This window comes from Kitasatospora sp. NPDC057738 (assembly GCF_042798815.1).
Lineage (GTDB): Bacteria > Actinomycetota > Actinomycetes > Streptomycetales > Streptomycetaceae > Kitasatospora > Kitasatospora lactacystinica.
Window position 1 is genome coordinate 53,666 of record NZ_JBHVJT010000026.1, and the last position, 12,261, is coordinate 65,926.

General features: G+C 73.2%; 12 protein-coding genes. 9 read left to right on the plus strand and 3 right to left on the minus strand.

What is annotated here, in order from left to right; translation table 11 throughout:
* The first annotated feature begins 15 nt into the window (after positions 1–15).
* The 9 genes from ACFVGO_RS16720 (at position 16) to ACFVGO_RS16760 (ending at position 8,870) form a co-directional block, all read left to right on the plus strand.
* Positions 16–1,476, plus strand: a complete 1,461-nt coding sequence (locus tag ACFVGO_RS16720; protein WP_359911770.1) for a catalase — start codon at positions 16–18, stop codon at positions 1,474–1,476.
* A 253-nt stretch (positions 1,477–1,729) separates the two neighbouring features.
* The gene (locus tag ACFVGO_RS16725) at positions 1,730–2,509 is read left to right on the plus strand and encodes an IclR family transcriptional regulator C-terminal domain-containing protein (protein ID WP_359911767.1); all 780 of its coding nucleotides are present in this window, start codon (positions 1,730–1,732) and stop codon (positions 2,507–2,509) included.
* A 207-nt stretch (positions 2,510–2,716) separates the two neighbouring features.
* Positions 2,717–3,631 (plus strand): metal-dependent hydrolase, encoded by a 915-nt coding sequence (locus tag ACFVGO_RS16730; RefSeq protein WP_359911764.1) that lies wholly within the window; start codon positions 2,717–2,719, stop codon positions 3,629–3,631.
* 39 nt (positions 3,632–3,670) lie between these two features.
* Positions 3,671–4,759, plus strand: a complete 1,089-nt coding sequence (locus ACFVGO_RS16735) for a PDR/VanB family oxidoreductase (RefSeq protein WP_380632381.1) — start codon at positions 3,671–3,673, stop codon at positions 4,757–4,759.
* A gap of 25 nt (positions 4,760–4,784) precedes the next feature.
* Positions 4,785–5,717, plus strand: coding sequence for a M24 family metallopeptidase (locus ACFVGO_RS16740; protein ID WP_380354674.1), 933 nt, complete (start codon positions 4,785–4,787; stop codon positions 5,715–5,717).
* A complete protein-coding gene (locus ACFVGO_RS16745; protein ID WP_380632384.1) occupies positions 5,714–7,474 on the plus strand; it encodes an SDR family oxidoreductase in 1,761 nt (586 codons plus the stop codon). Before ACFVGO_RS16740 ends, ACFVGO_RS16745 begins: the two co-directional genes overlap by 4 nt.
* Positions 7,475–7,569: 95 nt before the next feature.
* Entirely contained in the window at positions 7,570–7,764 is a 195-nt protein-coding gene (locus tag ACFVGO_RS16750; protein ID WP_359911752.1) for a type II toxin-antitoxin system VapB family antitoxin, read from the plus strand.
* On the plus strand, positions 7,761–8,177 hold the full coding sequence (locus tag ACFVGO_RS16755; protein WP_359911749.1) for a PIN domain nuclease: 417 nt from the start codon (positions 7,761–7,763) through the stop codon (positions 8,175–8,177). Before ACFVGO_RS16750 ends, ACFVGO_RS16755 begins: the two co-directional genes overlap by 4 nt.
* A 72-nt stretch (positions 8,178–8,249) precedes the next feature.
* On the plus strand, positions 8,250–8,870 hold the full coding sequence (locus tag ACFVGO_RS16760; protein WP_359911746.1) for a LysE family translocator: 621 nt from the start codon (positions 8,250–8,252) through the stop codon (positions 8,868–8,870).
* A gap of 21 nt (positions 8,871–8,891) precedes the next feature.
* Here the strand turns inward: ACFVGO_RS16760 and ACFVGO_RS16765 are convergent, their stop codons facing one another.
* From ACFVGO_RS16765 to ACFVGO_RS16775, 3 genes are all read right to left on the minus strand, one after another.
* Positions 8,892–9,185: a hypothetical protein gene (locus tag ACFVGO_RS16765; protein ID WP_359911743.1), complete on the minus strand. Its 294-nt coding sequence runs from the start codon at positions 9,183–9,185 to the stop codon at positions 8,892–8,894.
* Positions 9,186–9,285: 100 nt separating this feature from the next.
* Positions 9,286–10,491, minus strand: coding sequence for an XdhC family protein (locus ACFVGO_RS16770; RefSeq protein ID WP_380632387.1), 1,206 nt, complete (start codon positions 10,489–10,491; stop codon positions 9,286–9,288).
* A 119-nt stretch (positions 10,492–10,610) separates the two neighbouring features.
* Positions 10,611–12,107 (minus strand): NCS2 family permease, encoded by a 1,497-nt coding sequence (locus ACFVGO_RS16775; RefSeq protein WP_380632390.1) that lies wholly within the window; start codon positions 12,105–12,107, stop codon positions 10,611–10,613.
* Positions 12,108–12,261: the final 154 nt, after the last annotated feature.

The following is a 12,261-nucleotide window of genomic DNA, read 5'->3' on the forward strand; positions in this document are numbered from 1 at the left end:
CCCGAAGGACCCTCCATGCCCAAGATCCTGACCACGGAGTCCGGTGCCCCGGTCGCCGACAACCAGAACTCGGCCTCGGCCGGCGCGTACGGCCCGCTGCTGGTCCAGGACCAGCAACTGCTGGAGAAGCTGGCCCGGTTCAACCGCGAGCGGATCCCGGAGCGCGTCGTGCACGCCCGAGGCTCCGGCGCGTACGGCTACTTCGAGGTCACCGACGAGGTCGCGCGGTACACCCGGGCGGGCTTCCTCTCCGAGGTCGGCAGGCGCACCGAGGTCTTCCTGCGCTTCTCCACCGTGGCCGGCAACCTGGGCTCCGGCGACGCGGTGCGCGACCCGCGCGGCTTCGCCGTGAAGTTCTACACCGAGGACGGCAATTACGACCTCGTCGGCAACAACACGCCGGTGTTCTTCATCAAGGACCCGGTCAAGTTCCCGGACTTCATCCACTCGCAGAAGCGCGACCCGTACACCGGCGTGCAGGAGGCGGACAACGTCTGGGACTTCTGGGCCCACTCGCCGGCCTCGACCCACCAGATCACCTGGCTGTTCGGCGACCGCGGCATCCCGGCCTCGTACCGCCACATGAACGGCTACGGCTCCCACACCTACCAGTGGGTCAACGCCGACGGCGACGCCTACTGGGTGAAGTACCACTTCAGGACCAACCAGGGCATCCGCTGCCTGGACGGCGGCCAGGCAGCCGAGGTCGTCGGCGGCGACGCCGACTCGCACCAGCGCGACCTCCACCAGGCCATCGAGCGCGGGGTGTTCCCGTCCTGGACCCTCCACGTCCAGCTGATGCCGGTCGCCGACGCCGCGGACTACCGCTTCAACCCCTTCGACCTCACCAAGGTCTGGCCGCACGCCGACTACCCGCTGGTCAAGGTCGGCCGTCTGGTCCTCAACAGGAACCCGGAGAACGTCTTCGCCGAGGTCGAGCAGGCCGCGTTCTCGCCGAACAACTTCGTGCCCGGCATCGGCCCGTCCCCGGACAAGATGCTCCAGGGGCGCCTGTTCGCCTACGCGGACGCCCAGCGCTACCGCCTCGGCGTCAACCACACCCAACTGCCGGTGAACGCCCCGCGCGCCACCGAGGCCGCCAACTACGGCCGGGACGGCCTGATGGCGGTCAACGGCGCCGGCCGCGGCAGGAACTACGAGCCCAACTCGTACGGCGGGCCGGCCCAGACCGGCGAAGCGCTGTCCGCGCCGGTCGAGGTGGCGGGCCGCACCGGCACGTACACCACCCCGGCGCACACCAAGGACGACGACTTCTTCCAGGCCGGCGAGCTGTACCGGCTGATGTCGGCCGGCGAGAGGTCCCGTCTGATCGACAACCTCGCGGGCTCCCTGGCGCAGGTCTCGCGGGACGACGTGGTGGAGCGCAACCTCGCCCACTTCCGCGCCGCGGACGAGGAGTTCGGCGCCCGGCTGGCCGCCGCCGTCACCACCCTGCGGGCGGGCGACGAGGGCTGAGCGCCGACGGCGGGCCGGCCCACCATCCGCACCACCGTCCCCACGGCCGCCGGGCCCGCACCCGGCGGCCCCGCGGGCGGGCCCCTCCCCCCTGGGCAGTGGGGGAGGGGCCCGTCGCGTCGTCCCAGGTCGGGCGGTGGGGCGCCACGGATTGTCCACGGATATGCACGGACGGCAGCCGTCGGAGCCGCCGGGTCGATAGGCTGGTGGGTGCCCGCGGTCGCTCCGTGGGGGGACATCGGAAGGGGACGACATGTCGACACCAGCCCCGGGTCGTCACGCCGCTTTGGACCAGGGCCCGACGGGCTCGTTCACCTCCCTCCAGCACGCCCTCAGACTGCTGGAGGCGGTCGACCGCCACCCCGACGGTGCCACCCTGGTGGCCCTCGCCCGGGAGACCTCGCTCGGGCTGCCCACCGTGCGCCGGCTCGCCGAGATCCTGGAGGTCGAGGGCTATCTCCAGTGCCAGGACGGCGGTTGGCTGCTGGGCGGCACCTTCGCCCTGCTCGGCCAGCACAACCGGGAGCAGCTGGTGAAGGCCCGGCTCAACCGCAAGCTCGCCGAACTCCGGGACGAGCTCGGCGCCGCCGTGTACTTCAGCCGGTACCACGACGGCGAGTTGTCGGTGGAGGCGGTCTCGGCCGCCGACTACGCGCCGGCCGTGCAGGAGTGGGTGGACTTCCGGGCCACCGCGCACGCCAGCGCGATCGGCAAGTGCCTGCTCGGTCAGCTGGACGCGGACGCCCGGCGGGACCACCTCTCCCGGCACCCGGTCGCCCGGCTCACCTCCCGCACCGTCACCGACGCCGACCAGCTGATGCACCGGTTGGAGCGGCAGCCGGCCACGGTGCCGGTGCTGGACATCCAGGAGTACGCGCTGGGCACGGTGTGCGCGGCGGTGCCGATCACGGCGGGCAGTACGGTCGGCTGCCTGGCCACCTCGATGCCGGCGGACAGCGTGCACAGGCTGAAGGCGGCCGCCGAGCTGCTGGCGGCCCGGGCGGCGCCGCTGATGCTGGCGATGGCGGTCTGACGCCAAGCCGGCGGTCGCGCAGACGAGTTCGAGGAGGCCCTGCCGGGAGACCGGTGGGGCCTCCCGCGTTTCCCGTGGTGGCCGCCGGTGCGCGTCACTTATTAGACTCGATGTCGATAAGGGTCGCCGAACCCCTTGTCCTGACGGCTACCCGCGAGTACGTTTCCCTGGAGCCGAGCCGCCGCCCCCAGGTCAGGAGGGCCTGCCATGCCCCGTTCCACCCCCGTCCCCGCCCTCGCCGCCCCCGCCGCGCGCGTGCACGACAGCCTCGTGCTGGAACCCCGGGACGTCCGCTTCGACTGGGCCCAGCTGCCGCTGCACTGGATCCCGGACGAGCCGATGGCCACCCACGTCATCAACGTGCTGCACCTGCTGCTGCCCGAAGGGGAGCGGTGGTTCGTCAAGGTGTTCAAGGAGGCGCTGCCGCTCGTCCGGGACGAGCAACTGCGCGAGGAGGTCCTCGGGTTCATCGGACAGGAGGCCATCCACGCCGAGGCGCACCAGGAGGTCCTGGACCACCTGCTCGGCCAGGGGCTCGACCCGCGGCCGTACGTCCGGCAGATCTCCTGGCTGTTCCGGCGCGTCCTCGGCGACAAGCCGGGCCTGACGCCGGACCGGCAGCGGGAGAACGTCATCGAGCGGGTCGCCTTCATCGCGGCGATCGAGCACTTCACCGCCTTCCTCGGCAACTGGGCGCTCAACTCCCCGGGCCTGGACCGGGCCAAGGCCGACCCGACGATGCTCGACCTGCTGCGCTGGCACGGCGCGGAGGAGGTCGAGCACCGCAGCGTCGCCTACGACCTGATGGTCCACCTGGACCCGGGCTACCTGCGCCGGGTGCGCGGAATGGCGGTCTCCGGGCCGCTGCTCGTCCACCTCTGGGTGCGCGGCGCCCGCTTCCTGCTCGCCGCCGACCCCTCCCTCGAAGGCCGGCTCAAGCCCACCTGGCGGGAGGCGGGCCGGATCGCCAGGCGCGGACTGCTGCCGGACCCGGTCAAGTCGATCCGCTCCGGACTGCGCTACCTGCGACCGGGCTACCACCCCACCCAGGAGGGCTCGTCCAGCCAGGCGCTGGGCTACCTCGCCACCTCCCCGGCCGCCCGCGCGGCCGCCGGGCGCTGAGCCCGGTCCCTCTCCCACCCACCCCGAGGACCCCGCCGGATGGACCAGCTCACCCCGCCCCCCGACCTCTACGGCCGCCCCCGCCCCGACGGCTTCATGCGCCGGCTCACCGCCTTCGGCGACCGCTACTCCCCGGCCCTCGGCGGCCCGCTGCTGCGCCGCAACCCCCGCCGGCCGCTCAGCCGCCCCACCCCGCCGCTCCAACTGGTCGTCGCCGAGCGCCGCCGACCGGCCGCCGACGTCGTGGAGCTGCTCCTCGCCGACCCCTCCGGCGGCCCGCTGCCCGGCTGGCAGCCCGGCGCCCACCTGCGCCTCGTCCTGCCCTCCGGCCGCGAACGCCACTACTCCCTCAGCGGCGACCCGGCCGACCGCACCCACTACCGCGTCGCCGTCCGGCGGCTGCCCGAGGGCGGCGGCGGATCCGTCGAGGTCCACGACGCCCTGCACCCCGGCACCCGGCTCACCGCCCGCCGCCCGCGCAACGGCTTCGCCTTCTGCGCCGAGCCCGCCGTCCTCCTGCTGGCCGGCGGCATCGGCATCACCCCGCTGCTCCCGATGGCCCGCGAGGCGCGGCGGCACGGCCTGGACTGGCGCCTGGTGCACGTCGGCCGCAGCGCCGACACCCTCCCGTACACGGACGAGCTGCGCGCCCTCGACCCGCGCCGGGTGGTGCTGCGCACCGACGACGAGCACGGCGGCGTCCCCACCGGAGCCGAACTGCTCGCCCACGCCCCGCGCGGCGCCGCCGTCTACTGCTGCGGCCCGGCGCCGATGCTCACCGCCGTGCAGCGCGCCCTGGACGCCTCCCCGGCCGCCTCCCTGCACTTCGAGCTCTTCGGCGCCGCCCCGGTCACCGACGGCGAGCCGTTCGCCGTCCGCCTCGGCACCGACGGTCCGGACCTCGACGTCCCCGCCGACCGCTCCGCCCTCGACGTGCTGCGCGAGGCCCGCCCGGACCTCCCGTACTCCTGCCACCAGGGCTTCTGCGGCACCTGCGAGGTCCGGGTGCTGGCCGGCACGCCCGACCACCGGGACCGCCGCCTCACCCCCGAGCAGCGTGCCGCCGGCGCCCTGCTGCCCTGCGTCTCCCGGGCCGCCGAGGGCGAAACCCTCGTGCTCGACCTCTAGCTCGACCTCGAGAAGGAGCACCGCCATGGCGAAAGCGACCCCCGCCTTCCGCTACACCGAGCGCGACCTCGCCCGCTTCCGCGAGACCCAGCAACTCGCCTACGCCTGCGCCGAACAGGTCGCCGCCTGGATCGAGCCCGGCGTCACCGAGCGGCAGGCCACCGCCGAGCTGCGCCGCCGTCTGGTCGCCGCCGGGGTGCAGGACTTCTTCCACGTCCCCTTCGCCTGGTTCGGCGACCGGACGGCGTTCCGGCACTTCCGCACCCCACTGCAGTTCTTCGCCGGCAACCGCCGTCTGGAGGAGGGCATGCCGTACGTGCTGGACTGCGCGCCCGTGGTGGACGGCTACACCGCCGACATCGGCTACGGCGGCAAGGTCGGCGAGAACCGGGTCTGGGACCGCCTGGCCGCCGACCTGAAGGTGTACCGCGAGCTGATCCTCGACGAGGTGCGGGCCCGCAGGCCGCTCGCCGAGGTGTACGCGGCGGTGGACGCCCAGATCGCCGCGCACGGCTACGACAACCGCCACCAGGTCTACCCGGGCCGGGTGATCGGTCACCAGGTCACCCGCAACACCGCGCGCGGCCCGGCCGGGGTGAACGTCCTCGGCTTCGGCGTGCGCACCCTCCAGACCCTCGGCCGCGAGCTGATCTCCGAGCGGCTGCACGGCCGTTCACCGCTCTGGGCGGACGGCCGGTCGTCCCGGCACGCGCCCACCCCGGGCCTGTGGGCGGTGGAGCCGCACATCGGCTTCCGGGGCGTGGGCATCAAGTTCGAGGAACTGCTGGTGGTCACCGAGGACGACGCCTACTGGCTCGACGACGACCTGCCGCACGTCCGACGCTGGACCGCCGGGACCGGGCAGACTGCCACCGGGCAGGCGTCCCTCCCGGCCGCCGAGCCGACCACGGCCGCCCCGACCGCCGCCGCCCCGACCACCCTGGAGGCCACCCGATGACGAGCCCGACGAAGCGTCCGGCGCAGCCCCCGGCGGCGCCCCCGGTCCGCCGCCGGACCGTCCGCTCCGGCGGCCTCCCGCTCGCCGTCTTCGAGCAGGGCGACCCGGACGCCCCCACCGTCCTGCTCGTGCACGGCTACCCCGACACCCACGCCGTCTGGGACGACATCGCCGCCGACCTCGCCCGCGACCACCACGTGGTCCGCTACGACGTGCGCGGCGCTGGGGAGTCCGCCGCCCCCGCCGACCGGTCCGGCTACCGCCTGGAGCACCTCGCCGAGGACCTGCTCGCCGTCGCCGACGCCGTCAGCCCGGACCGCCCGGTGCACCTGGTCGCCCACGACTGGGGCTCGATCCAGTCCTGGGAGGCCGTCACCGAACCCGGCGCCGGGCGCCGGATCGCCTCGTACACCACCCTGTCCGGCCCCAGCCTGGACCACATGGGCCACTGGCTGCGCCACCGGGTGCGCCGCCCCACCCCCCGCCACCTCGGGCAACTGCTGCACCAGGGCCTGCACTCCTGGTACATCACCGCCTTCCACCTGCCCTACCTCGCCCCCGGCATCTGGCGGCTCGGCCTGGCCCGGGCCTGGCCGCGGGTGCTGCGCGACCTGGAGCACGTCACCCCGCGCGCCGACCACCCGCAGCCCACCCTGCGCCGCGACGCGGTCCGCGGCATCGAGCTGTACCGGGCCAACTTCCGCCCCACCCTGGGCAGTCCGCGCGAGCGGCCGACCGAGGTGCCGGTCCAGCTGATCACCCTCACCCGGGACCGGTACGTCGGCACCTACCTCTCCGAGGGGCTGGAGCGCTGGGTGCCCGACCTGACCCGCAGGACGCTGCACGCCGGCCACTGGTCGGCGCTGCTGGAGAAGGGAGCCGTCGTGGCCGGAATGGTCCGCGAGTTCACCGCCCGCATCGACGCGGGGCAGGCCCGACCGGCCGGGGACGACGGCCGGCTGGTCGTGGTGACCGGCGGCGGCAGCGGCATCGGCCGGGCCACCGCGCTCGCCTTCGCCGAGGACGGCGCCCGGGTGGTGGTCTGCGACCTCGACCTCGCGGCCGCCGAGCGCACCGCCGAACTCGCCTCGCTGATCGGCCCGAAGGCGCACGCCTACCGGGTGGACGTCTCCGACGGCGCCGCGATGGACGCCTTCGCGCAGACCGTCGCCGCCGAGCACGGGGTGCCCGACGTCATGGTCAACAACGCCGGCATCGGCCACTCCGGGACGTTCCTGCAGACCACCGAGAAGGAGTGGCAGCGGGTCCTGGACGTCAACCTCTGGGGCGTGATCCACGGCTGCCGCGCCTTCGGCACCCTGATGGCCGACCGCGGCCAGGGCGGCCACATCGTCAACGTCTCCTCCGCCGCCGCCTACCTGCCGTCCAAGGCGCTCACCGCCTACGCCACCAGCAAGGCCGCGGTGTTCATGCTCTCCGACTGCCTGCGCGCCGAGTTCGTCGGCCACGGCATCGGCGTCTCTACCATCTGCCCGGGCATCGTCAACACCAACATCACCCGCACCTCCACCTTCTCCGCGACCACCTCCACCGAGCAGGCCGCCAAGCAGGCCCGCGCCGCGAAGCTCTACGCCCGCCGCGGCTTCCCCCCGGAGAAGGTCGCGAGCGCCATCCTCACCGCCGTCCGCACCGGCAGGCCCGTCGTCCCCGTCACCCCGGAGGCCAAGGCCGCCCGTTTCCTCTCCCGCCTCAGCCCCGGCCTGCTGCGCCTCGCCGCCCGCCTCAACATCACCTGAGCGGGTGAACATCGGCTGATCAGGGCATATGGGTTTGCGATATCAAGTATCTTCGATATTGATATCGCAGGCCCGCTCCGCTTGGGAGGCCGACCATGGCCCGTACCGTGATAGACGTCAACGACCAACTGCTGGCCGAGGCTGCCGAGATCCTTGGTACGACGACCAAGGTGGCCACCGTCAACGCCGCCCTTGAAGATCTCGTGAAGCGCCGCAAGCGTGAGACTTTCATGGACTGGCTCGCCGAGGGCGGACTGCCTGACCTCACCGGACCGGTGGAAAAGGGATGAGTGAGCGCTTCCTGATCGACAAGTCGGCTTTCGCTCGCTTCTCCAAGCCGACCGTCAGGTCGGTCCTCAGGCCGAGGATCGTCAGAGGGCTCGTCGCCATCTGCGGCGCTGTCGAACTGGAGATCATGCACAGCGCCCGTTCCAAGGCCGACGCCCTTCGGATCCGGGAGGGCCTGAGCGGCTTCGACTGGTTGCCCACGCCCGACGAGGTGTGGGACCGGGCCATCGAGGTGCAGGCCCTCCTGACCTCGTCGGGCAACTGGCGGGCGCTGTCGGTGCCGGACCTCGTCGTCGCGGCCACCGCCGAGCGTCACGGGGCCACGGTGCTCCACTACGACGGTGACTTCGACATGATCGCCGCCGTCACCGGCCAGCCCACCGAGTGGGTCGTGCCCCCGGGGTCGGCGGACTGACGGATCGGGCGGCCCGGTGGCCCCCGCCCCGGCGGGCGGCGGCCGGCCGGGGCTGTGAGAGCATCGAGGTCCATGGAGATGACAACGGCTCTGTGGTCCTTCGCCCTCGTCGTGGGGCTGCTCACCCTCACCCCCGGTCTCGACACCGCGCTGATCCTGCGGACCTCCGCCCTGGGGCGGCGCCGGCAGGCGTGGGGGGTCGTGCTGGGGATCCAGACCGGGACGCTGCTCTGGGGGACGCTGACCTCGGCCGGGGTGACGGCGCTGCTGACCGCCTCGCAGGTCGGGTACGAGATCCTGCGCTGGGCGGGCGCGGCGTACCTGGTGTGGATGGGCATCGGGATGCTGCGCAACCGGGGCGGCGAGGCGGCGGCCGAGGAGGAGCCGGAGGACGGCGGGTTCGCGCACGGCTGGCGGCGGGGCACGCTGACCAATCTGCTGAACCCCAAGGTCGGGGTCTTCTACGTGGCCGTGCTGCCGCAGTTCATCCCGGCCGGGGCCCCGCACTTCGCCGCCGGTGTGGCGCTGACCTGCGTGCACGTCGTGGAGGGCCTGCTCTGGTCGACGGTCCTGGTGGGCTTCGCCCAGGTGCTGCGCGGCTGGCTGCGCCGCCCGGCCGCCCGGCGGCTGATGGACCGGGTGACCGGCGCGGTCGTGGTGGGCTTCGGCGTGAAGCTGGCGCTGAGCGACTGACCTCCGTCCGTGCCCTGCCGCTCAGCCGCCGAGCCGCTTGAGCCCCTCCATGAGTTCCTCGGCGTTCATGCAGGGGCGGATGTCGACGGTGGCGTTGAGCTGCAGCCAGAACGGCTCGGCGAGGGACGGGATCGAGGCCTCGTCCGCGATGTCGACGACGAAGATCATGGCCCGGTGCCCGTTGCGGCTGAGGAAGTAGGCCGCCTCCGGCTTGAGTTGGGCGAGGGTCTGCTGGATTCCCTCGCCGATCGTTCCATCGGTGATGAGCTTGTTCGAGGTCGCGGTGTCGAGTTCGACCTCCAGCAGGGCACGCATGATCCCTGCTCCTTCCCCGGGCTCGGGGTGAGTCCGCAACTCCAGCCTCCCGCCGTGCCGGTGGCCACGCAACGTGAGTGGTACCGGAGTCGATCCCGGTTCAGGCCGCGTGGGGGCGGGGTGCCGGGCCGTCGGCCGTGCGACCCTCGTCACCCTCCGTTCCCGTCCGCGACAGGTCGTGGTGGATCGGCCCGTCCGAGGCGCTCAGCGGCAGGCAGCTGCCGCCGCGCCGGTGGGCGACGATCTCGGCGGCGACCGAGACGGCCGTCTCCTCCGGGGTGCGCGAGCCGAGGTCGAGGCCGATCGGGGAGCGCAGCCGGGCGAGTTCGGCCTCGGTGATCCCGGTCTCGCGCAGCTTGGCCACGCGGTCCCGGTGGGTACGGCGCGAGCCCATCGCGCCGACGTAGCCGACCGGCAGTCGCAGGGCGCGCTCCAGCAGCGGGATGTCGAACTTGGCGTCGTGGGTGAGTACGCAGAGCACGGTGCGCCCGTCGATCCGGCCGAGCTGGGAGTCCAGGTAGCGGTGCGGCCAGTCGACCACCACCTCGTCGGCGTCGGGGAAGCGACGGGCGGTGGCGAAGACCGGCCGGGCGTCGCAGACGGTCACGTGGTAGCCGAGGAACTTGCCGATCCGCACGACCGCGGCCGCGAAGTCGATCGCCCCGAACACCAGCATCCGCGGCGCCGGTACGTACGACTCGACGAAGCAGGTGACGGTGCCCCGCCCGTGTTCGTCGCAGGGGCGTCCGTCGAGGCCGAGCACGAGCCGGCCGGTGCGCCCGGCCTCCAGCATCGCCCGGGCCCGGGCGACGATCGCCCGCTCCAGCCCGCCGACCGTGGAGGGCGTCGGGGAGAGCGCGCCGGTGACGCCGTCGGCGGTGACCGCCAGGGTGGCCCCGACCAGGCCGCCCGGTCCGGCGATCACCCGGACCAGCGCCACCGGGGTGCCGGCCACGATGCGGGCGATCCCGGCGTCCAGCCCGGCGTCGGCCCCCGGCACCACCGGCTGGACGAACACGTCCAGGACGCCGCCGCAGGTCAGACCCACCGCGAAGGCGTCCTCGTCGCTGTACCCGAAGCGTTCCAGCACCGGCTCGCCGCTCGCGATCGCGGCCTGGCACAGCTCGTACACCGCGCCCTCGACGCATCCGCCGGAGACGCTGCCGACCGCCTCGCCGTCCGCGTCCACGGCCAGCGCCGCCCCGGGGTCGCGCGGTGCGCTGCCGGAGACGCCGACGACGGTGGCCACGGCGAAGGAGCGGCCGGCCGCGTGCCAGGCCCGCAACTGCTCGGCGATGTCCTGCATGGGGGCTCCTTACACGGTTTCGACAGTAGCGGGAGACGCCGCCGTACGGGAAACGATCCCGGACGGCGGCGGTGGTGCCCAAGGGGGTGGGCGCCCGAGCAGCGGCGGGATGCGGCCGACTAGTGCACGCCCAGCCAGGACTTGACCGGGGTGATCGCGAAGTACACCACGAACACCGCGGTGAGGATCCACATCAGCGGCCCGGGCTCGCGCCACCGTCCCAGCCCGGCCTTGATGACGGTGTACGAGATGACGCCGGCCGCGACGCCCGCGGTGATGCTGTACGTGAACGGCATCAGCACGCAGGTGAGGAAGGCCGGGATCGCCACCTCGCGGTCGGACCAGTCGATGTGCCGGGCCTGGCTCATCATCATCGAGCCGATCACGACCAGGGCGGCCGAGGCCACCTCGACCGGGACGATCCCGGCGATCGGCGAGAAGAACAGCATCAGCGCGAACAGGGCGCCGGTGACGGTGGAGGCGAGTCCGGTGCGGGCGCCGTCGCCGACGCCGGTGGCGGACTCGACGAAGACGGTCTGCCCGGAGGCGCCCGCCAGGCCGCCGACCGCGCCGCCCGCGCCGTCGATGAACAGCGCCTTGGACAGCCCGGGCATCCGGCCCTGCCGGTCGGCCAGTCCGGCCTCGGTGCCGACGCCGATGATGGTGGCCATCGCGTCGAAGAAGCCGGCCAGCACCAGGGTGAACACCGCGACCGAGGCGCTGATGGCGCCCATGCCGTGACCGCCGAAGGCGCCGAACAGGTCGACGTGGCCGAACAGGCCGAAGTCGGGTGCCGAGACCGGGCTGCCGGGCCAGACCGGCACCGAGTTCTTCCAGGCCTCGGCCGGTACGTGCGCGGCCCGGTTGACGATCATCGCGAGCACGGTGCCGCCGGCGACGCCGATCAGGATCGCGCCGCGGACGCCGCGCGCCATCAGCACGAAGATCGCCAGCAGGGTGACGCAGAAGACGAGCACCGGCCAGCCGGCCAGCTCGCCGGTGGGGCCGAGCGAGAGCGGAGTGGGGCCGCCGGTGTGCATGAACCCGGCCTTGTAGAGGCCGATCACGGTGACGAACAGGCCGATGCCGATGGTGATGGCGTGCTTGAGCGGCAGCGGGATGCCGTTCATGATCCTCTCGCGCAGCCCGGAGACGACCAGCAGCACGATCAGCAGGCCGTAGATCACGCACAGGCCCATGGCCTGGGCCCAGGTGGTGTGCGGGACGACCAGCGCGGAGACCGCGCCGGAGACGGAGAGGCCCGCGGCGAGGGCGAGCGGGACGTTGCCGACCAGGCCCATCAGGACGGTGGTGACGGCGGCGGCCAGCGCGGTGGCGGTGGTCAGCGCGGCGTGGTCCAGCTTGACGCCGGTGGCGTCCGCGCCGCTCAGGATGAGCGGGTTGAGGAGGATGATGTAGGCCATCGCCATGAAGGTGGTGAGTCCACCGCGCAGTTCGTTGGCGAGGGTCGATCCCCGGGCCGAGATCTTGAAGTAGGCGTCCAGCGCGCCGGTGGGGCGCGGTGCCGGGGACGACGGGTGGGGGCCGTCCGCGGCGGGTCCGCCGTCGGCGGGTCTGTCTTCGGTGGTGCCGGGTTCCGTGGGGATCCTGGTCATGTCCACTCCCAAGTGTCAAAGGGGGTTGGGGTGGGCGAGCCGACCTGACTGCCGGTCAACGAGGCGGCACAGGGGGACGTATCGACTCACGGGGGCACTCGCGGGCAGGGTGGAGTGCTGGCGGTGCGGGCAGGGGTGGTGCTGGTGCGCACCG